The organism is Methylocystis sp. Uni0008 (assembly GCF_056838045.1).
The window spans coordinates 1,636,064-1,656,558 of the sequence record NZ_CM166370.1 but is presented as its reverse complement, the minus strand read 5'-3'; the positions used below and the strand labels follow the sequence as shown (position 1 = coordinate 1,656,558).

Annotated in this window: 23 protein-coding genes; 16 read left to right on the top strand and 7 right to left on the bottom strand. The window is 63.9% G+C overall.

Annotated features, from left to right (window positions below; all coding sequences use genetic code 11):
* Positions 1–127 precede the first annotated feature (127 nt).
* The 4 genes from pnp to AC0X69_RS08090 all read right to left on the bottom strand — a co-directional run bounded on the left by pnp (position 128) and on the right by AC0X69_RS08090 (position 3,891).
* Complete coding sequence (gene pnp / locus AC0X69_RS08105; RefSeq protein ID WP_482612955.1) at positions 128–2,284, bottom strand: polyribonucleotide nucleotidyltransferase; 2,157 nt, start codon at positions 2,282–2,284, stop codon at positions 128–130.
* Positions 2,285–2,481: 197 nt separating this feature from the next.
* Positions 2,482–2,868, bottom strand: a complete 387-nt coding sequence (gene rpsO / locus AC0X69_RS08100) for a 30S ribosomal protein S15 (protein ID WP_482613327.1) — start codon at positions 2,866–2,868, stop codon at positions 2,482–2,484.
* A 29-nt stretch (positions 2,869–2,897) separates the two neighbouring features.
* A complete protein-coding gene (locus AC0X69_RS08095; RefSeq protein ID WP_482612954.1) occupies positions 2,898–3,350 on the bottom strand; it encodes a PAS domain-containing protein in 453 nt (150 codons plus the stop codon).
* 16 nt (positions 3,351–3,366) lie between these two features.
* Positions 3,367–3,891 (bottom strand): SRPBCC family protein, encoded by a 525-nt coding sequence (locus AC0X69_RS08090; protein ID WP_482612953.1) that lies wholly within the window; start codon positions 3,889–3,891, stop codon positions 3,367–3,369.
* A 214-nt stretch (positions 3,892–4,105) separates the two neighbouring features.
* Here AC0X69_RS08090 and AC0X69_RS08085 point away from each other — a divergent pair, with 214 nt between their 5' ends.
* On the top strand, positions 4,106–4,915 hold the full coding sequence (locus tag AC0X69_RS08085) for a sterol desaturase family protein (RefSeq protein WP_482612952.1): 810 nt from the start codon (positions 4,106–4,108) through the stop codon (positions 4,913–4,915).
* Between the two features lie 68 nt (positions 4,916–4,983).
* On the opposite strand, the gene AC0X69_RS08080 is transcribed toward AC0X69_RS08085, so the two are convergent.
* The 3 genes from AC0X69_RS08080 to AC0X69_RS08070 all read right to left on the bottom strand — a co-directional run bounded on the left by AC0X69_RS08080 (position 4,984) and on the right by AC0X69_RS08070 (position 8,298).
* On the bottom strand, positions 4,984–6,762 hold the full coding sequence (locus tag AC0X69_RS08080; protein WP_482612951.1) for a sodium:solute symporter: 1,779 nt from the start codon (positions 6,760–6,762) through the stop codon (positions 4,984–4,986).
* A gap of 84 nt (positions 6,763–6,846) precedes the next feature.
* Positions 6,847–7,449 carry a MotA/TolQ/ExbB proton channel family protein gene (locus tag AC0X69_RS08075; protein WP_482612950.1) on the bottom strand — a complete coding sequence of 201 codons (603 nt, stop codon included), beginning with the start codon at positions 7,447–7,449 and terminating at the stop codon, positions 6,847–6,849.
* A 33-nt stretch (positions 7,450–7,482) separates the two neighbouring features.
* Positions 7,483–8,298: a hypothetical protein gene (locus AC0X69_RS08070; RefSeq protein WP_482612949.1), complete on the bottom strand. Its 816-nt coding sequence runs from the start codon at positions 8,296–8,298 to the stop codon at positions 7,483–7,485.
* Positions 8,299–8,455: 157 nt separating this feature from the next.
* Here AC0X69_RS08070 and AC0X69_RS08065 point away from each other — a divergent pair, with 157 nt between their 5' ends.
* From AC0X69_RS08065 to nuoK, 15 genes are all read left to right on the top strand, one after another.
* Complete coding sequence (locus tag AC0X69_RS08065) at positions 8,456–9,529, top strand: RluA family pseudouridine synthase (RefSeq protein WP_482613326.1); 1,074 nt, start codon at positions 8,456–8,458, stop codon at positions 9,527–9,529.
* A 56-nt stretch (positions 9,530–9,585) separates the two neighbouring features.
* Positions 9,586–10,398 carry an ATP12 family chaperone protein gene (locus AC0X69_RS08060; protein WP_482612948.1) on the top strand — a complete coding sequence of 271 codons (813 nt, stop codon included), beginning with the start codon at positions 9,586–9,588 and terminating at the stop codon, positions 10,396–10,398.
* Between the two features lie 185 nt (positions 10,399–10,583).
* A complete protein-coding gene (locus AC0X69_RS08055) occupies positions 10,584–10,949 on the top strand; it encodes an NADH-quinone oxidoreductase subunit A (RefSeq protein ID WP_428380643.1) in 366 nt (121 codons plus the stop codon).
* Positions 10,940–11,530: a NuoB/complex I 20 kDa subunit family protein gene (locus AC0X69_RS08050; protein ID WP_482612947.1), complete on the top strand. Its 591-nt coding sequence runs from the start codon at positions 10,940–10,942 to the stop codon at positions 11,528–11,530. Before AC0X69_RS08055 ends, AC0X69_RS08050 begins: the two co-directional genes overlap by 10 nt.
* A 38-nt stretch (positions 11,531–11,568) precedes the next feature.
* A complete protein-coding gene (locus AC0X69_RS08045; protein WP_482612946.1) occupies positions 11,569–12,171 on the top strand; it encodes an NADH-quinone oxidoreductase subunit C in 603 nt (200 codons plus the stop codon).
* A 10-nt stretch (positions 12,172–12,181) separates the two neighbouring features.
* Positions 12,182–13,402, top strand: coding sequence for an NADH-quinone oxidoreductase subunit D (locus tag AC0X69_RS08040; protein ID WP_482612945.1), 1,221 nt, complete (start codon positions 12,182–12,184; stop codon positions 13,400–13,402).
* Positions 13,402–14,016 (top strand): NADH-quinone oxidoreductase subunit NuoE, encoded by a 615-nt coding sequence (gene nuoE / locus AC0X69_RS08035; protein WP_482612944.1) that lies wholly within the window; start codon positions 13,402–13,404, stop codon positions 14,014–14,016. The genes AC0X69_RS08040 and nuoE overlap by 1 nt, the downstream gene beginning before the upstream one ends.
* A gap of 12 nt (positions 14,017–14,028) precedes the next feature.
* Positions 14,029–14,283: a hypothetical protein gene (locus AC0X69_RS08030; protein WP_482612943.1), complete on the top strand. Its 255-nt coding sequence runs from the start codon at positions 14,029–14,031 to the stop codon at positions 14,281–14,283.
* A gap of 10 nt (positions 14,284–14,293) precedes the next feature.
* On the top strand, positions 14,294–15,598 hold the full coding sequence (gene nuoF, locus AC0X69_RS08025) for an NADH-quinone oxidoreductase subunit NuoF (RefSeq protein WP_482612942.1): 1,305 nt from the start codon (positions 14,294–14,296) through the stop codon (positions 15,596–15,598).
* A 5-nt stretch (positions 15,599–15,603) separates the two neighbouring features.
* Complete coding sequence (locus AC0X69_RS08020) at positions 15,604–15,897, top strand: hypothetical protein (protein ID WP_482612941.1); 294 nt, start codon at positions 15,604–15,606, stop codon at positions 15,895–15,897.
* Complete coding sequence (gene nuoG, locus AC0X69_RS08015) at positions 15,894–17,954, top strand: NADH-quinone oxidoreductase subunit NuoG (protein ID WP_482612940.1); 2,061 nt, start codon at positions 15,894–15,896, stop codon at positions 17,952–17,954. The genes AC0X69_RS08020 and nuoG overlap by 4 nt, the downstream gene beginning before the upstream one ends.
* Positions 17,955–17,965: 11 nt before the next feature.
* A complete protein-coding gene (gene nuoH, locus AC0X69_RS08010) occupies positions 17,966–19,015 on the top strand; it encodes an NADH-quinone oxidoreductase subunit NuoH (RefSeq protein ID WP_482612939.1) in 1,050 nt (349 codons plus the stop codon).
* Positions 19,016–19,022: 7 nt separating this feature from the next.
* Positions 19,023–19,511, top strand: a complete 489-nt coding sequence (gene nuoI / locus AC0X69_RS08005; protein WP_482612938.1) for an NADH-quinone oxidoreductase subunit NuoI — start codon at positions 19,023–19,025, stop codon at positions 19,509–19,511.
* Between the two features lie 55 nt (positions 19,512–19,566).
* Entirely contained in the window at positions 19,567–20,169 is a 603-nt protein-coding gene (locus AC0X69_RS08000; protein WP_482612937.1) for an NADH-quinone oxidoreductase subunit J, read from the top strand.
* Between the two features lie 14 nt (positions 20,170–20,183).
* Positions 20,184–20,492 carry an NADH-quinone oxidoreductase subunit NuoK gene (nuoK, locus tag AC0X69_RS07995; RefSeq protein ID WP_171015128.1) on the top strand — a complete coding sequence of 103 codons (309 nt, stop codon included), beginning with the start codon at positions 20,184–20,186 and terminating at the stop codon, positions 20,490–20,492.
* Positions 20,493–20,495: the final 3 nt, after the last annotated feature.

Here is a 20,495-nt window from a genome sequence, read left to right as displayed (position 1 = left end):
TGGCAAGGAGCCGCTTCGCGATTGGCGGTTCTCGTGAGTGAAGCTGTCCAGTCTGCTGGCGCGTCGATGCGTTGGCGAATCGCTGGGCGCAAAAAATTTGGGCGGCTTCGAGAGCCGCCCAAGCCTATCATTCCCCGCCGTTCGCTGCGGCGGCTTCGCGTTCGGCCTTTTCCTTGGCCTCCAGGTCCTCGCCGGTCTCCTGGTCGACGACGCGCATCGAGAGGCGGACTTTGCCGCGGTCGTCGAAACCAAGAAGTTTGACCTTCACGCGATCGCCTTCCTTCACGACGTCCGTCGTCTTGTTCACGCGCTGCTTTGAGAGCTGCGAAATGTGAACGAGGCCGTCCTTGGCGCCGAAGAAATTGACGAAGGCGCCGAAGTCTGCGGTTTTCACCACCGTGCCCTCGTAGATCATGCCGACCTCGGGATCCGAGGCGATGGACTTGATCCAGTTGATCGCCGCCTTGATCGAATTGCCGTCCGAGGAGGCGACCTTCACCGTGCCGTCGTCCTCGATGTTGATCTTGGCGCCGGTCTTCTCGACGATCTCGCGGATGACCTTGCCGCCCGAACCGATGACGTCGCGGATCTTGTCGGTCGGGATCTTCATCGTCTCGATGCGCGGCGCGAATTCGCCGAGCTCCGCGCGCGAGCTCGCGATCGCCTTCGCCATTTCGCCGAGGATGTGCATACGGCCGTCCTTCGCCTGAGCGAGCGCGACCTTCATGATCTCCTCGGTGATGCCGGCGATCTTGATGTCCATCTGCAGCGAGGTCACGCCATTGCCCGTGCCCGCGACTTTGAAGTCCATGTCGCCGAGATGATCCTCGTCGCCGAGAATGTCCGACAGCACGGCGAAGCGCTCGCCTTCGAGGATGAGGCCCATGGCGATGCCGGCGGTCGGCGCCTTGAGCGGCACGCCCGCGTCCATCAGCGCCAGAGAGGAGCCGCAGACTGTCGCCATGGAGGACGAGCCGTTCGACTCGGTGATCTCCGAGACGACGCGCAGCGTATAGGGAAACTCGGCCACGGCCGGCAGCATCGGGCGGATGGCGCGCCAGGCGAGCTTGCCATGGCCGATCTCGCGGCGCCCGGGCGAGCCCATGCGGCCGGTCTCGCCGACGCTATAGGGCGGGAAATTATAGTGGAGCAGGAAGCGCTCCTTATAGGTGCCCTCGAGCGAGTCGACATATTGCTCGTCTTCGCCCGTTCCCAGCGTCGCGACGACAAGCGCCTGCGTCTCGCCGCGAGTGAACAGCGCCGAACCATGCGTGCGCGGAAGAACGCCGACTTCGGCGACGATCGGGCGCACGGTCTTCACGTCGCGGCCGTCGATGCGCACGCCGGTGTCGAGGATGTTGTTGCGCACGACCTTGGCCTGCAGCGCCTTGAAGACTTCGCCGACCTGCTCTTTGCTGAATTTCGGCTCGCCGCCCTCTGGGAACAGCGCCGCCATCACCTTGGCCTTCGCTGCGTCGACGGCGGCGTAGCGCTCCTGCTTGACCGTATGCTTGTAGGCTTCGCGCAGCTCGGCTTCGGCGATCTGCGCAACTGCGTTCGCGACGTCCGTCGTGTCGGCGATGACGAGATCGCGCGGATCTTTCGCGGCGCGTTCGGCGAGGCGGATGATTGCATCGAGGACAGGCTGGAATCCACGGTGGCCGGTCATGACCGCTTCCAGCATCGTCTCTTCGGAGAGCTCCTTGGCTTCCGATTCGACCATCAGCACGGCGTCATGCGTTCCCGCGACGATGAGATCGAGCTCCGAAAGCTTCATCTCCTCGATGGTCGGATTGAGCTTCAGCTGACCGTTGACATAGCCGACGCGCGCGCCGCCGACCGGCCCCATGAAGGGGATGCCGGAAAGCGTGAGCGCCGCCGACGCCGCAACCATGGCGAGGATGTCGGGATCGTTTTCGAGGTCGTGCGACAGGACGGTGATGATCACCTGCGTGTCGCAACGGTAGCCGTCGGGGAACAGTGGGCGGATCGGCCGGTCGATGAGGCGGGAGATCAGCGTTTCGCGCTCGGAGGGGCGTCCCTCACGCTTGAAATAGCCGCCGGGAATGCGGCCTGCGGCGAAGGCCTTTTCCTGATAGTTGACGGTGAGCGGAAAAAAGTCCTGGCCCGGCTTTGGCGCCTTGGCTGAAACGACGGTCGCGAGCAAAGTCGTTTCGCCGTAGCTCGCCATAACGGCGCCATCTGCCTGCCGGGCGACCTTGCCGGTTTCGAGCACGAGCTTGCGCCCGGCCCAATCGATCTCTTCGCGGTGAATCTGGAACATGCTGGTCTTTCTCTGATGAACCTGCGGTTCGTCATGAGCAAGACGGCGAGAGGCTGCGGCAGCGATGTTTTCTAAAGCGTCGACGCAGCGTCCGGCGATCCTGCCATGACTTACGCGTTGGTCGTGGCGAGCGCCCTCTCGACGCTCCGTAATCGAAAGCGGCGCATCGGCGCGCCGCTCTCGCTTGAGTTTGCGGTTTAGCGGCGGATGCCGAGCCGCTCGATCAGGCTCTTATAGCGCGCTTCATCGCGCACCTTGACGTAGTCGAGGAGTTGGCGGCGCTGCGAGACGAGCTTCAGAAGCCCACGACGCGAGTGATTGTCCTTCGCATGCGTCTTGAAGTGTTCGGTCAGATTGGAGATTCGCTCGGTGAGAATCGCCACCTGCACTTCGGGCGAGCCCGTGTCATCGGCCTTGGTGGAATATTCCTTGATGAGCGCCTGCTTGCGCTCCGCCGTGATCGACATCGGATGTCCTTGTCTTTTGGGGTGATCCGCGCTCGGCGGCCGGGGCCGGGATGTCGTCCAGCAGGGTCGCGCGAAAACGGAGCCGCCCCGGCGAACCGGGGCGTGCGGGGCGGTTATAGCAGAAATGCGGGCGATGGATAGAGGGCTCAGGTCTTCTCCAGCGCCTTCAATCGCTGCCCCAGCTTGTCGATTTCCGCTTCCGCGCGGATAAGCTCGGTCACGTCATATTGGACCCCGAGATAGTACATCACCGCGCCGCGACTATCGAGCAGCGGCGTGATATTGAGCTTATTGAAGAACAACTCGCCGTTTTTCCGATAGTTGCGCAACGTCACTTCGATGTGTTCATGCTTGCGGATGGCGTCCCGCAGAGGGGCCAGCCCCTCCTGATCCCGGTCGTCGCCCTGCAGAAAGCGGCAATTGCGGCCAATGATCTCCTCCTGGCCATAGCCGGTCATGTTCTCGAAGGCCCTGTTCGCATAGACGATCGGCGCGTCGCTTTGGTCCGGGTCCGCCAGCGTGACGCCATTGACGCATGAGTCGAGGATCTGTGTCAGAATCTTTGGGATAATCCCGCCATCTTTCTCAACAACGAACATTTTCCCCGCCTCGGTTTCATTGTGGCGCATTCGCGCTTTCGGTTGAAGTTCCGCCGGTCTCGATCAGCGCCCGAATATTCTCGACGATCTGCTCTGCGCCGTCCTGCAATGCGGCGCGTATCAGTTTCACGAAGGGTCGCATCGACAATTCGATCTCGCGCAATTCGAAGGTGAACGTCAGCACGGTTCCATCCGACTCGCACGCCAATTCGTAGGAGGACGAGTAAGGTTCCGAGATCCCTTCCAAGGCGAGAAGGCGCGGAGGGTCGACGACCGCGATCTCAAACGTGCTCTCGCTGCGGATGCCGCGCTCCATGGTGACTTGACGCGCCGTCATACCGGCGCGCGCGGGCGTGTCGCCACTCGGCTCCAGTTCCGCGACTTGCGGGCACCATCGCTGGTAATTCGAGAAGAAATCGCGAGCGACAAAGTTGAAAACGTAATCGCGCGGGCGTGAAATCACAGTTCTGGCGACGCCGCCGACGGCCGGCTGACGCGGCGGCGCGCTCAATCCTTGGAAATTGACGTTAAGGCCCAACATCAAACGACCCTGCTGGCGATGGCGTCCTCACACGAGCTAGGCGTTTTCGGGCAAGTGACAAGGGCGATCCAGGCGACATCGTCTGCGCCGTCCAAAAACGGCTGCAACTTGGCGAACATTGACCGTCTTCAGCGCGCGCCGGGCGCCCATTTCGTGTTTCAGGGCTGCGTCCCGCACGCCTGAATGGACTCAATCGAAACCAGCGAGGTCGGCGATGACCCCTGCGCCACATACCCAGAACCTGTTGCTTGTCGCCGTGTTTTGTCTTTTCGCCATCCTCCTCGTTTTGGAGAAATTCTGTCCCTACAAGAAGTTCGCGGGCGCGGGGCTGAAGGCGTCATTCTCCACGAACACCTCGGCGTTCCTGATCAACAATGTCATCATGAACCTTTTGTCCGTTTCGAGCCTGCTCGTCGTCGCATCGAATTATTCGAGCCATGGGCTGCTCTCGAGCCTGCCGGACACGCCTTTGAAATGGTTCGCAAGCTTCATCCTGTTCGATCTTGCGGTCTATGCGTGGCACTATCTCGGGCACAAGTCGGAAGCGCTATGGCTGTTCCACAAGGTCCACCACAGCGACAAGAGCTTTCACGTCACGACCGGCTTGCGCTTCCATGTCTTCGATCAGTTGCTGGAAGTCGTCGTGAAATGCGTCTGCGCCATCGTCATCGGCGCGCCCGCGCATGTCGTCGTGTTCTGCGAGGTCGCGCGCATGTTCTTCGTGTTGTTCCACCACGCCAACATCGCGATTCCCGGCGAGAAAATTCTCTCCTATTTCATCATCACGCCGTCCCTGCACCGCGCCCACCACTCGACGTTGCGCAGCGAGCACGACAGCAATTATGGAATCGTGCTTTCGATCTGGGACATCATCTTCGGCACGCGGAAGGTTCTGACGCCGAAATCCATCGGCCTTGAACTGATCGAGGCGGAAAATTTCCTGCAGCTCTTCAGTTTGGCCTTTCTCACCGAGCGGCGGCTCGCGCGCGTCATGCATCTCGTTCCGCGAAAGCCCCACCCTTAGGCCGTTTTTACGAGGCCTTGATGCATCGCGCCGCTACTAGGATTTCTTCAAAAGCAAAGTTGTTCGTCCTAGGCGCCCTTGTCGGGCTGCAGCATCTGGGCGTCGCCGCGCAGCATGCGGGTGATGAAGGCGCGGGCCGCTGGCTTGTCGCTTTTTGAGGCGAGGCCCGACAGAAGGCCAAGCGCGCCGCCGAGCGTGACGCCCGCCAGCGCGCAGAGCGCATAGACTTCAATACGACTGGGCGACCCTGCCGCGGCGAGCGCGCTGAACAGGCCGACCGCCCCCCCGCAGAGCGCGACGATCGCTTCGCGGTCGCCCGCGCGCGGCCAGAAGGCGAGGGCGAGCGACGGCGCGAGGCAGGCGGCGGACACCGCAAGCGCCGCCGCCACGAGCGCCCCCGGCGTGAAGACGCCCGTGACCGCCGTCACGTAAGCCAGCGTCGATACGACCACGAGCGTGACGCGGTTGACGGCGAGACGCCGGCTGGTCAGGTCGATTTCGCCCCGCAGCCTGTAGAGCGCGTCGTGGCCGAAGGCCGTCGCGCAGGCCTGCAGGCCTGCCGTCGCGAGGGCAAGCCCGAGGGCGACGAGCGCCGAGGCGATAAGCCCCGAGGACGCCGCGCCGAGATCCGCCGTCTGCGGCAGCGCGCCGAGCAGAAAGTCCCCGTCGATCGGGCGAATCTCCGCCGCCGCAAGAGGCGCGCCGGGGGCGTAGCCTTTCGCGGCGCAGGCGCGCTGAGCCTCGGAGGGCCCGCGCACGTAATAGCCGCAGATGCTGACGAGACCGCGCTCGCTTGCCTGATAGACAGCTTGCGGCAGACGTTCCGGCGGCTGTCCCGCCGTGGCGCGGGCGAGAGACAAGGCAGAGGCGGCGATCGCCGCGGCCGCCAGCAGCGCGATGATGACGCTCCAGAATAGGCCGGCGACCCCGGCGCGCAGCGCGCTGCGTCGGTCCGCCGTCGTCACCGAGGCCGCCAGAACGGGCGCGAGCGTCGCCACGCCGAGCGCCGCGGCGATCGTCGTGGCCAATTCGACGGGCAAGCCCAGGTGCGTGGGCGTCACCCCCCAGCTTTCCAGCAGAGTCGCGGCCTCGCTCGAGGCGGCACCGCCAAAGATCAGGCCGCTCGGGAGGGCGTCGTGGAGGCTGAGCGCCGCGATCGGCCAGCCGAAGCCGAGCGTCGCGACCCCGGCGGCGGCGGCGGCCGCCCACATGACGCCCGAGAGCCCGCCGGGGCCGGCGATGATCAGGGTCGCCGCCGCGATGAGGAAGGCCGCGAAACCCCGATTGGCGCCCGTGAGCTCGACGAGCGCGTTGACCGCGATCAGGCCGCCCGCGGCGGCGAGAAGCGTCGAGGAGAGCGCCACCGCGCCGATGAAGCCGACCCGTGTCGCGGCGCTCTGAAAGCGTGCGCACAGGAGTTCGGAAATGGAGAAAACGCCGGTCTTGCGCAGCAGCGGCCCGAAATAAAGCCCGGCTGCGGCGAGCCCGATGAACACGCCCGCGACCGCGCCGACCGCCCAGCTGCGTCCGGCAAGCCGCGCGCCAAAGGGCAGCATCAGGGCGACGACGATCGCGGCGTTGGCGAAGCCGGCGTAGGCGGCGGGCAGGGCGCGGCCGGCGGTGTAATAGACCGAGACCCGCATCGAATGGAGAAGGAAGCCGAGTGTGGCGAGTCCGAGGATGGTGAAATAAGGCGGGGCGGCGCCGACGAAGCGCTCCGGCGCGCCGACCCGGTCGAGAAGCGCCGCAAAGGCGTAAGCCAGGAGGAAGCTCGCCGCCGCGAAGGCGATTCGGGCGTCAAGATTGGCTCTATCGAGAGCCGCCTGCTCGCTGGACCGATCGCTCATCCTTGGGGCCCTTCATCAAATCGGAATCGAAGAAACTCTAAATGAGGCGGCGCCGTAGGCCAAGACGGCGCAAGTTCCTGGCCGTTAAGCGGTCGAACGCGCGTAGATCGTGACGTAGCGGCTGATTCGCTCTTTCAGGCGGCCGAAGGCCATGCCCATGCGGTTATAGCCGATCGCCGCCGGAATCGCGGCGGCGAGCCCATAGGCCGTCGCGGCGAGCGCGTCGGCGATGCCAGGGGCGACGACCGCAAGACTCGTGTCCTGCGACTGCGCGATTCCGGCGAAGCTCGACATGATGCCCCAGACCGTGCCGAAGAGCCCGACGAAGGGGCCGGCCGAGGCGACAATGGCCAGAACGGGAAGCCCGCCTTCGGCGTCGAGCATGAATTCGCGCGCCGCGCGGTTCATCTGCTGCAGGATTCGTTCGCGCTTCTGGTGAGGCGTCTCGTTCGGCAATTCAGTTTGCGCCGCTTCGCGTCCGGCGGCGGCGATCGGCCAAAGAACGCCAATATCGCCGCCGGCGCGCACGCGATCCAGCGCCTTGGAAAGTCGCCGCAGCACAAAAACGCCGTCGATGATGAGCACCCAGGTCCAGACCGCCGCGGCGAGAAGAAGCGCCATGACGATCTTGCTGACCGGTCCGGCGTAGAAAAACATGCCGATCGGCGACATCGGGGCAAAATCCATCGCGACGCTCTCCCGCGGCTCGTGCGTTAAACCTTATTGAAACGTGATTCCCTGCCGCGCGAAGACTCGCCCGCAGTTGCTTGGCCCGCGCGAAGAGGCGACGATGCGCCTCGCCAGCGCCGCATGCGCAGGGCTTCCGCCCGAGACTGAAATGCCCGAAATGCCGCCGCCGGAGTTGATATAGAAGGAGACGGAGACTGTTCCGGGCCCAAGGCTTGTCACGGCGGGCGTGCGCCCACGGATCGAGGCGGCGACCTGGGCGAGGCAACTGGCCTGCGACGCGGCGGAGGCGTCGCCGCGACCGCCCGGCAATCCGAAGCGCCCGGCGACGCGCGCGGTCCCCGAGCCTTGGCCGGTTCCGGCCGGAAGGCCATAGCGCCGGGCTTTCTCGTTCGCGCGCCGTTCATCATCTGCGGCTTCACGGCGCTCGCGGGCGTTTTTCTCGACTTTCTTGGGCTTCTCGGCCTTTTCCTTTTTCTCGGCCTTTTCTTTCTTCTCCGGCGCCTGAACCGCGTCGGGCTCCATGATCAGCGGGGGCGGCGGCGCGTCGGAGATCAGCTCATCCATGCCCTCGACGGTAAGAGACGCCGTTTCGATGGGGAGCGGCTCCTCGAGCGAATCTCCCTCGGGCGCGGGATCGCCGGCCTCGAGGGAAACGCCTTCGGGAATGAGGTCTGCGCTAATGGCGTTCAGGTCGATGACCGCCGACTCGCGCCAATAGATTCCGGAAGCGAAGAAGGCGACGAAGATCCCGACGACCGCAGCGGTCGAGACGGGATGCAGCCAACGGGGTCTTAGCGGCGGGCGATCCTGCACGCCGCTCTGCGAATTCGTGGGAATCTTGTTCACTTGCAAGCGCTCCGCCGATGCGCCCATAGCGATGCGCATCATAGGGCGCCGAAGCTTGGCGCTTCAAGCCGTCGCCCGGAGGTGCGGCTTTGTGCGGCGCCTGAGAAGGTCGCGCGTCCTGATCGACATGCGGCTGGCTTTGACCGATAAGCCGGTCATGGCCGCCAGTCCGAAACCACAAACGCCCGCCGCTGCAATCGGCGTCTCCACCGCCATCGTCACCGAGGACGAGGCGGGGATGCGCGTCGATCGCTGGTTCAAGCGTCGTTATCCGGCGCTCGCGCTCTCCCATCTCGCGAAAATCTGCCGCAAGGGGGAAGTTCGGGTGGACGGAAAGCGCGTCGAAACCTCGACGCGGCTCGAAGAAGGGCAAAAGATTCGCGTGCCGCCTCTGAAGATCGAGGCGCCCGCAGCCCCCGCGGTCAGGCGCGCGCGGCCGGAGGACGCGCAGGCCCTGCGGGAGATGACGCTCTTCGAGGACAAGGACGTCCTCGTGCTCAACAAGCCCTATGGCCTGGCGACGCAGGGCGGCTCGGGCCAGACTCGCTATATCGACGGCATGCTGGAATCGCTGGCGACGGGGGATACGCGGCCGGCGCTGGTGCATCGCCTCGATCGTGACACGTCGGGCGTGCTGCTCGTCGCCAAGAATCGGCGGACGGCCGCCGAGCTTGGCGAAATCTTCCGATCCCGGCAGGCGAAGAAAATCTACTGGGCGCTGGTCGAGGGCGTGCCGAAGCCGGCGCAGGGCCGTATTTCGCTCTATCTGGCGAAAGGCGCCGGCATGGAGAAATCCAGAGGCGGCGCGAAGGAATTGGAAAAGATGCGCGTCGCCAAACATGGCGAGTCGGACGCCCAGCATTCGCTGACCTATTACGCGATCGTCGACAAGGTCGCGCCGCGCTGCGCCTGGCTGTCGATGAAGCCGCTCACCGGCCGCACGCATCAGCTGCGCGCCCATGCGGAGGCGATCGGCCATCCTATTTTCGGCGATCCCAAATATGGCCATCGCGCCGAAGACGAGGTGCGCCGCCGCGATCCGCTGCGGGCGGTGCCGGAGGGGCTCGACCGAAAGCTCCATCTCCTCGCGCGCCGCCTCATTCTGCCTCATCCGAGAGGCGGAACTCTGGACGTGACTGCGCCGCTGCCCGACCATATGCAAAAGAGCTGGGAGCTTTTCGGCTTCGACGTGAAGCGTCATGACCCGATCGAGGACGCGCCGGACGCTTGAGGCGGCTTTCGGCGAGCGCCGGGCTCGCGCGCAGGCGCCTGCGTAAGGACTGACAAATGTCAAAAGAACCGACGGGCCTTGACGCCGATTTCTTCGTCTCCGCCGGGGAGCGCGATCCGGTGAAGGCCGCGCGCGACCCCGCGCGCGCTCTGCCGAAGCGCTTCTACAAAGAGGCTGCCGCGGGCCCGGCCGAGCAGGGATACGGAATCTTCCTCGATGGACGGCCGGTCAATACGCCGGCGCGGCGTCCGCTGGTCGCCCCGTCTCTCCCGCTCATGGAAGCGGTCGCCGCCGAATGGGCGCGCCAGGGCGAGACGATCGATCCTGCGACAATGCCGCTGACGAAGCTCATGAACACGGCCCTCGACGGGGTGGCGTCGCATATGGCCGAGGTCGAGGCGGACACCGCCAGATACGCCGGCTCTGACCTCATCTGCTACCGCGCCGGCGAGCCCGAGAGCCTCGCGGCGGCTCAATGCGCGGCCTGGGATCCGCTCATCGCCTTCGCCCGGGAGAAGCTTGGCGCGAAGCTCGCGCTGGCCGAGGGCGTCATGTTCATCGAACAGCCGCAGGGGGCGCTCGACGCCGTTTCGCGCGCTTTGCGCGACTATGTGGGGCAGGGGGCGGGCGCGCCGTTCCGGCTCGCCGCGCTCAACGTCATGACGACACTCACCGGGTCCGTCATCATTGCGCTCGCCGCCGCCCTTCACCAAATAGGTGCGGGCAAGGCCTGGGAGGCGGCCAACGTAGACGAAGACTGGCAGATGCGCGCCTGGGGCGAAGACGTCGAAGCCATGGCCCGACGGGCGGCGCGTTTTCAGGAGTTCGAGGCGGCGGCCCTTCTGTCGCGCTATTCCACGCCCGACTGACTGATGCGCGATCAAGAGCCCGTCTCGCCGAAAGGCTGCGGCCAATCGCCGATGGCGCGGTTCCTCTCTTGCTTTGCACAATGGCCTTTGTTACGGAACGCGCGGCCTGGAGTCGTTCTAAGGAATACCGCCAAGGAAACGCTCCCGCGACCGGCCCTCGCCCCGCCGAAGTCGGACAAGACTCGATGCCCCTGCTGCTCGAACAATATCTGCCGCTGGTGATTTTCATCGCGCTTTCGGCCGTGATCGCCGGCGCGCTGCTCGTTGCGCCCTTCCTGCTCGCGTTCAAGGCGCCGGATCCCGAAAAGCTCTCCGCCTATGAATGCGGCTTCAATCCATTCAATGACGCGCGCATGAAATTCGACGTGCGCTTCTATCTGGTTTCTCTTCTTTTCATCGTCTTCGATCTTGAAGTGGCCTTTCTCTTTCCCTGGGCGGTGGCCTTCAAGGAAGCGGGCGCCTTCGGCTTCTGGTCGATGATGGTCTTCCTTGGCGTGCTCACCGTCGGCTTCGTCTACGAGTGGCGCAAGGGAGCTCTGGAATGGGATTGATCGAGAAGGAAGGCGCGCGCCAGACGCTGATCGCGCCGCAGCCCAAGGGACTGATTGATCCGCGCACCGGCAAGCCTGTCGGATCGGACGATCCGTTCTTCCTGCATCTTAACGACGAACTCGCCGACAAGGGGTTTTTCGTCACGGCGACGGACGACGTCATCAACTGGGCGCGCACCGGCTCGCTGATGTGGATGACCTTCGGTCTCGCCTGCTGCGCGGTCGAGATGATTCAGGCGGCGATGCCGCGCTATGATCTGGAGCGCTTCGGCTTCGCCCCGCGCGCCAGCCCGCGCCAGTCCGACTGCATCATCATCGCGGGCACGCTGACCAACAAGATGGCGCCGGCGCTGCGCAAGGTCTACGACCAGATGCCGGAGCCGCGTTACGTGATCTCGATGGGCTCCTGCGCCAACGGCGGCGGCTACTACCACTATTCCTATTCGGTGGTGCGCGGCTGCGATCGCATCATTCCGGTCGATATCTATGTGCCGGGATGCCCGCCTTCGGCGGAAGCGCTCGTTTACGGCATGCTGCTGTTGCAGAAGAAAATCCGGCGCACGGGCACGATCGAGCGCTAGCGACGCGAAGCGGGAACGCTTCCGAAGGAAACATGCGAATGGACGCGGAACTTAAGGCGCTGGGCCAGAAGATCAGCGGCGCGCTTTCCGGCGCGGTGACGGAGGTGAAGGTCGCCTATGGCGAACTTACGCTGACCGTGGCGCGCGCGCGCTGGCTCGAGGTCGCCCAATATCTTCGCGACAATCCCGACTGCCTTTTCGTGTGCTTCATCGATGTGACTGCGGCGGATTACCCCGAGCGCGCGGAGCGTTTCGAGGTCGTCGCGCACTTCCTCTCGCCGAAGCACAACCGTCGCATCCGGATCAAGACGCCGGCTTCGGAAGAAACGCCTGTCGCCTCGCTCACCGCGCTTTATCCCGGCGCCGACTGGTTCGAGCGCGAAACATACGACCTATTCGGCGTGATCTTCTCCGGCCATCCCGATCTGCGCCGCATCATGACCGACTACGGCTTCGACGGCCATCCGCTGCGCAAGGACTTCCCGATGACGGGCTTCGTCGAGGTGCGCTACGACGACGAGCAGAAGCGCGTCGTCTATGAGCCGGTGCGGCTCAGCCAGGAATACCGCAATTTCGATTTCCTCTCGCCGTGGGAGGGCGTGCATTACGACCTGCCCGGCGACGAGAAGGCGAGCAAGTGAGCGCGTCGAGATGAACGATCAAACACCCGCGCCGACGAAACCCGAGTCCCAGGGGCTGCGCAACTTCAACATCAACTTCGGACCGCAGCATCCGGCCGCGCATGGCGTGCTGCGCCTCATCCTGGAGTTGGACGGCGAGGTCGTCGAGCGCGTCGATCCGCATGTCGGCTTTCTGCATCGCGGCACCGAGAAGCTCATGGAGTCGCGGACCTATCTGCAGAACGTGCCCTATTTCGATCGGCTGGATTATTGCGCGCCGATGAATCAGGAGCATGCGTTCTGCCTCGCCATCGAGCGTCTGCTCGGCGTCGAAGTTCCGCGCCGCGGCCAGCTCATCCGCGTGCTTTACGCGGAAATCGGCCGGCTTCTGTCGCATCTCTTGAACGTCACCTCGCAGGCGATGGACGTCGGCGCGCTCACCCCGCCGCTGTGGGGCTACGAAGAGCGCGAAAAGCTGATGGTGTTCTATGAACGCGCCTCGGGCGCGCGCATGCACGCCAATTACTTCCGGCCCGGCGGCGTCGCACGCGACCTGCCCGACCAGCTCGTCGAGGACATCGGCGCCTTTTGCGATCCGTTCCTGAAGGTCGTCGAAGATCTCGACGAACTCTTCATCGGCAATCGCATCTTCAAGCAGCGCAACGTCGACATCGGCGTCATTTCGCTCGAAGACGCTTGGAAGTGGGGTTTCTCCGGCGTGATGGTGCGCGGCTCGGGAGCCGCCTGGGACCTGCGCAAGGCGCAGCCTTACGAATGCTACGAGGAAATGGAATTCGACATTCCGGTTGGCAAGCATGGCGACTGCTACGACCGCGCCGTGATCCGCATGGAGGAGATGCGGCAGTCGACGTCCATCATGAAGCAGTGCGTCGAGAAGCTCATGCGCGCGGAAAACCGCGGCCCGGTGATGGCGCCCAATCATAAGATCACGCCGCCTTCGCGCGGGGAAATGAAGCGCTCAATGGAAGCGCTGATCCACCATTTCAAGCTCTTCACCGAAGGCTTCCACGTTCCGCAGGGCGAGGTCTATGCGGCGGTCGAGGCGCCTAAGGGCGAATTTGGCGTCTATCTCGTGTCTGATGGCGGCGACAAACCTTATCGCTGCAAAATTCGCGCGCCGGGCTTCGCGCATTTGTCCGCCATGGATTTTCTCTGCAAGAACCACATGCTCGCCGACGTCTCGGCGATCCTGGGTTCGCTCGACATCGTGTTCGGGGAGGTCGATCGCTAATGTCCACCCGTCGTCTCGCCGAGGATCAGCCGGCAAGCTTCGAATTCACGCCCGAAAACAAGGCGTGGCTCGAGATGCAGATCGCCAAATATCCCGAGGGGCGTCAGGCGTCCGCGGTCGTTCCCGCGCTGTGGCAGGCTCAAAAGCAGAACGACAACTGGCTGCCGCAGGCGGCGATCGAAAAAGTCGCGGATGCGCTCGGCATGGCGAAGATCCGCGTGCTCGAGATCGCAACCTTCTATTCGATGTTCAATCTGGAGCCGGTCGGCAGATATTTCATCCAGCTTTGCGGCACGACCCCGTGCCTGCTCGCCGGCTCGGATGAGATCATCGACGTGCTGCAACGCCGGGTCGGCCCGCAGCGGCGCGTCACCGACGACGGCCTGTTCTCCTGGATCGAGGTCGAGTGCCTCGGCGCCTGCTGCAACGCGCCGATGGTGCAGATCAACGATGACTATTACGAGGATCTGACGGCCGAGAATTTCGAGAAGCTTCTCGACAATCTCGCCGCGGGTCGTCCGGTGAAGACCGGCTCGCAGACCGGCCGCGTCTCTTCGGAGCCGGCCGGCAAGCTCACGAGCCTGACGTCGCTTTACGGCGACGGCGCGAAGTAGGCGGGACGCCCTATGGCGGAAGTCACGAACGAACTCATCTACGAGGTGCTGAAAGCCATGCAGGTTCGCCTCGGCAATCTCGAAGAAAATACGCGCGAAGTTCGCGGCGAAGTTCGCGCGCTTCGGTCGGCGATTTCGGCGATCGACAATCGCATGGGCGCTTTCCATATGGATTTGGCAAATCTCTACGAGGCGTCTGGCGCGATGGAGGGTCGCATGTCCCGTATTGAGCGTCGTCTCGAAATTACAGACACGCCGAGCGCGTAAGGAATCCGAAATGCTCTCCGACGCGGATCGAATTTTCACCAATCTTTATGGCCTCGGCGACAGATCGCTTGCCGGCGCGCGTAAGCGCGGGCAGTGGGACAACACCAAGGCGCTGCTCGACAGGGGTCGCGACGCGATCATCAACGAGATCAAGGCGTCGGGCCTGCGCGGACGCGGCGGCGCCGGGTTTTCCACGGGTCTGAAATGGTCCTTCATGCCGAAGGAAGTCGATCCGAAACGCCCGCATTATCTCGTCATCAACGCCGACGAGTCGGAGCCCGGCACCTGCAAAGATCGCGAGATCATGCGCAACGATCCGCATACGCTGATCGAAGGCGCGCTCGTCGCGAGCTACGCCATGGGCGCGCACGCCTGTTACATCTACATCCGCGGCGAATTCATCGCCGAGCGCATCGCGCTTCAGAAAGCCGTCGACGAAGCGTATGAGGCGCGGCTGATCGGCAAGAACAACATCCACGGCTATCCGTTCGATCTTTACGTCCATCACGGCGCGGGGGCTTATATCTGTGGCGAGGAAACGGCGCTGCTCGAAAGCCTGGAAGGCAAGAAGGGCATGCCGCGCTTGAAGCCGCCGTTTCCGGCCAATGTCGGCCTCTATGGTTGCCCGACGACGGTCAACAACGTCGAATCGATCGCCGTCGCGCCGACCATCCTGCGGCGGGGCGCCGCCTGGTTCGCCGGCATCGGCAGACCGAACAACACGGGCACGAAGCTCTTCTCGATCTCGGGCCATGTGAATCGCCCGTGCAATGTCGAAGAGGCGATGTCGATCTCGTTTCGCGAACTGATCGAGACGCATTGCGGCGGCGTGCGAGGCGGCTGGGACAATCTGCTCGCGGTCATTCCCGGCGGCTCGTCGGTGCGCTGCGTGCCGTCGCATGAGATCGTCGACTGTCCGATGGATTTCGACAGTCTCGTCGCGCTGAAGTCCGGCCTCGGCACCGCGGCGGTGATCGTCATGGACAAGTCGACCGACATCATCCGCGCAATCGCCCGTCTCGCTTATTTCTACAAGCACGAGAGCTGCGGCCAGTGCACGCCCTGCCGCGAGGGCACCGGCTGGATGTGGCGCGTCGTGCAGCGCATGGTCGAAGGCCGGGCGCACAAGAAAGAGATCGACATGCTGTTCGACGTGTCGAAGCAGATCGAAGGTCATACGATCTGCGCGCTCGGCGACGCGGCCGCCTGGCCGATCCAGGGGCTCATCACCCATTTCCGCGACGTGATCGAAGCGCGCATCGATCAATATGCGGCCAATCCGCATCCCGAAGCCATCCGCGTGGCGGCGGAGTGAGAATCATGGCCCAAGAGCCCGACAATCTCGTTCTTGAGTTGCTGCGCGGAATGCGCGGGGACATCGCGGACCTTCGTGAAGGCGTGCGCGGGGTTCAAAACGACATTCGTGGCGTTCGCAATGCGCAGGACAATCACTCCTTGCGTTTCGACTTTCTCGAAGAGCGGGTCGAGACGCTTCGCGAAGCAACGATGACCGCGCTCGGTTTTGCGGTGAACGCGGATGAAAAGCACAAGAAAATCGAGGTTCGCCTGGCGGAGCTGACCGAACGCGTCGAGAAGTTGGAGAAGGCCAAGTGACCAAGATTCTCGTCGATGGCGTCGAAGTGGACGTGCCGGGCGATTTCACGCTGTTGCAGGCCTGCGAGCAGGCCGGCGCCGAGGTCCCGCGCTTCTGCTATCACGAGCGCCTGTCGATCGCCGGCAACTGCCGCATGTGCCTCGTCGAGGTGAAGGGCGGCCCGCCGAAGCCGCAGGCCTCCTGCGCCATGTCGGTGAAGGATTTGCGTCCGGGTCCGAACGGGGCGCCGCCGGAAGTTCTGACCAAGTCGCCGATGGTCAAAAAGGCGCGCGAAGGGGTGATGGAGTTTTTGCTCATCAACCATCCGCTCGACTGTCCGATCTGCGATCAGGGCGGCGAATGCGATCTGCAGGATCAGGCGCTCGTCTTCGGCGTCGACAGCTCGCGTTTCCACGAGAACAAGCGCGCGGTCGAGGACAAATATATCGGCGTCCTGGTCAAGACCGAGATGAACCGCTGCATCCATTGCACGCGCTGCGTCCGCTTCACGGCGGAGGTCGCCGGCACCGGCGACATGGGCGCCATCGGCCGCGGCGAGGATATGGAGATCACCACCTATCTCGAAAGCGCCATGAGCTCCGAGCTGCAGGGCAATGTCGCGGATCTGTGTCCGGTCGGCGCGCTGCTGCCCAAGCCGCAAAGTTTCCGCGGCCGTCCCTGGGAATATCAGAAGACCGAGACGATCGACGTCATGGACGCGCTGGGCTCGGCGATCCGCGTTGATTCGCGCGGACGCGAAGTCATGCGCATTCTGCCGCGCGTCAACGACCTCGTGAACGAGGAGTGGATCTCCGACAAGACGCGCCAGATCGTCGACGGCCTCAAGACGCAGCGCCTCGATCGCCCCTATATCCGCGAAAATGGCCGGCTGCGCCCGGCCAGCTGGCAGGAGGCGCTCGCCGCCGTCGCCGCCAAGACGAAAGCGACGTCCGCATCGCGCATCGGCGCGCTGGTCGGCGATCTCGCCGCGGTCGAAGAGACCTTCGCGCTGAAGCTGCTCATGGAGCAGCTGGGGACGCCGAACCTCGACTGCCGTCAGGACGGCGCCAAGCTCGACCCGAAGTTCGGCCGCGCGTCCTATCTCTTCAATGCGACCGTCGCCGGGATCGAGCAGGCGAGCGCGGCGCTCATCATCGGCGCCAATCCGCGCAGGGAAGCGCCCGTTCTGAACGCGCGGATTCGCAAGCGCTGGCTGAAGGGCGACTTCAAGATTTCGCTTGTCGGCGAGCGCGCGGATCTCACCTACGGCTACGACTATCTCGGCGCCGGTCCCGACTCGCTCTTGCAATTCATCCGCTCGGCGAAGCCGACGGAGAAGCTGCTTGTCATCGTCGGTCAGGGCGCCCTCGCGCGCGATGACGGAGAGGCGGCTCTCACCCTCGCTGCGCAAGCCGCACAAAATCTCGGCGGCCTCGGCGACGGCTGGAACGGCTTCTCCGTCCTGCATACGGCGGCCGCCCGCGTCGGCGCCCTCGATCTTGGCTTTACGCCGGACGCGGGCGGAATGGACGCGCGCGCGATGGCGAAGGCGGGCGCGCTCGACCTCATCTTCAATCTCGGCGCGGACGAACTTGCGATCGAGCCCGGCGCTTTCGTGGTGTACATCGGCACGCATGGCGACCGCGGCGCGCATCGCGCCGATGTGATCCTGCCGGGGGCGGCCTATACGGAAAAATCCGGCCTTTACGTGAATACGGAAGGCCGTGTGCAGCGCGCCTTCCGGGTGGTGTTTCCGCCGGGCGAGGCCCGCGAGGATTGGGCGGTGTTGCGCGCGCTCTCGGGCGCGTTCGGCAATCCGCTGCCCTTCGACTCGCTCGCGGCGCTGCGCCGGCGGCTCGTTGACGCGCATCCGCATTTTGCGCAGCTGGATGAGATCGCGCCTGGCGAGTCCGCGCAGGTCGCCGCTCTCGCCAAACATGCCGCCGTCGCGATGAAGGACGCCTTCGTCCCGGCGATCCAGAACTTCTACTTCACAAATCCGATCGCCCGCGCGTCGGCGGTCATGGCGGAATGTTCGGCGCTGGCGCAAGGCCGGCTGGCGCAGGCTGCGGAATAGGAGCTTTGGACGTGAGCGACGGTTGGGCGAGCGCACTTTCGGATTTCTTCATCGCGAATCCGCTTCTTCTCGCGATCGTGAAGAGCGTTCTGCTCGCGGTCGTCCTGCTCATCTATGTGGCCTATGTGATCCTCGCGGACCGCAAGATCTGGGCGGCCGTGCAGTTGCGGCGCGGGCCGAACGTCGTCGGACCCTGGGGGCTTCTGCAGAGCTTCGCCGACTTCATCAAATTCGCGCTCAAGGAGCCGGTGATTCCGGACGTCGCCAACAAGGGCATTTTCCTGTTCGCGCCGTTCATCATGGCGACGCTCTCGATCGCCGCCTGGGCGGTCATTCCGGTCGCCGACGGCTGGGCGGTCGGCGACATCAATGTCGGCATCCTCTATATTTTCGCGCTGTCCTCGCTCGGCGTTTACGGCGTCATCATGGGCGGCTGGGCGTCGAACTCGAAATATCCGTTTCTGTCGGCGCTGCGCTCGGCGGCGCAGATGGTTTCCTACGAAGTCTCGATCGGCTTCGTTATCATCACGGTGCTGCTCTGCGCCGGGTCGCTCAATCTGACGGACATCGTCAACGCGCAGGATACGTCCTACGGCATGGCCGGCTGGTATTGGCTGCGCCTCTTCCCGATGTTCATCATCTTTTTCGTTTCGGCGCTCGCCGAAACCAATCGTCCGCCCTTCGATCTCGTCGAGGCGGAGTCGGAACTCGTCGCCGGCTTCATGATCGAATATTCGGCGACGCCGTACGTGCTCTTCATGCTCGCCGAATATGTGGCGATCATCACCATGTGCGCGCTGCTGACGATCCTGTTCTTCGGCGGCTGGTTGCCCCCGATCAAGATCGCCCCGTTCACCTATGTGCCGGGCGTGATCTGGTTCATCCTGAAGGTGAGCTTCTTCTTCTTCTTCTTCGCCATGGTGAAGGCCTTCGTGCCGCGCTATCGCTACGATCAGCTGATGCGTCTGGGCTGGAAAGTCTTCCTGCCGATCTCCCTCGCCATGGTCGTCATCGTCGCCGCCGTCCTGCAGTTCTGGCCGGCTGGACCGGCAGGCGTTTGAGGCTGTCATGAAACTCGATCAAGCCGCCAAGTCGCTTTTCCTTTCGGAGTTCGTCGGCGCATTCCTGCTGTCGATGCGCTACTTCTTCAAGCCGAAGGCGACGATCAACTATCCGCATGAGAAGAACCCGCAGTCGCCGCGCTATCGGGGCGAACATGCGCTGCGTCGCTACCCCAACGGCGAGGAGCGCTGCATCGCCTGCAAGCTTTGCGAGGCGATCTGTCCCGCGCAGGCGATCACCATTGAGGCCGGACCGCGCCGCAACGACGGCACCCGCCGCACGACGCGCTACGACATCGACATGGTGAAATGCATCTATTGCGGCTACTGCCAGGAGGCCTGCCCGGTCGACGCGATCGTGGAAGGGCCCAATTCGGAATTCTCGGTCGAGACCCGAGAGGAGCTTTACTACACGAAGGAGCGTCTGCTCGCGAACGGCGACCGGTGGGAGCGCGAGATCGCGCGCAACATCGCGCTCGATTCGCCCTATCGCTGACGTAAGCCAATTGAGCCGCGACGGCGTCGCGCGCTCATGAGAAGAGGATGAGGACGTGGCGGCCGTATTTTTCTACCTATTCGCGACGATCATGATCGCCTCGGCCGGCGTCGTGATCTTTGCGCGCAACCCGGTGCATTCCGTCCTTTTTCTCATCCTCGCCTTCTGCAACGGCGCGGGGTTGTTCCTGCTCGCCGGCGCCGAGTTCCTGGCGATGATCCTCATTGTCGTCTATGTGGGCGCGGTGGCGGTGCTGTTTCTGTTCGTCGTCATGATGCTCGACGTCGACTTCGCCGAGCTGAAGCAGGGCTTCATTAAATATCTGCCGGTCGGCGCCGCCGTCGGCGTCGTCGTGCTCGCGGAACTTGGCATGATGGCGATCGGCTGGACGTCGGCGCCCTCGGCGACCGACGCCGTCGCCAATCCGATCATTCCGCAGATGAGCAACACCGCGGCGCTGGGGCAGATCCTCTACACGAAATATGTGATCTTCTTCCAGGCTTCCGCCCTGGTGCTGCTCACCGCCATGATCGGCGCCATCGTGCTGACCCTGCATCACAAGCCGAACATCAAGCGGCAGAAGATCGAAGAGCAGAACGCGCGCACGCGCGAGAATGTCATCGAGATCAAGAAAGTTCCGTTCCGGACCGGCGTCTAGCGAGGACATCCATGCTGACCATCGGACTTACGCATTACCTCGTCGTCGCAGCGATCCTGTTCACGCTCGGCGTCGCCGGGATCATCCTCAACCGCAAGAATATCATCGTCATTCTCATGTCGGTTGAGCTGATTCTGCTTTCGGTCAATCTGAACTTCGTCGCCTTCTCGCAGTCGCTCGGAGATCTCACCGGACAGGTGTTCGCGCTCTTCGTGCTCACCGTCGCGGCGGCCGAGGCGGCGATCGGCCTCGCCATCCTCGTCGCCTTCTATCGCAACCGCGGCACCATCGCGGTCGAAGACATCAATTCCTTGAAGGGCTGACCT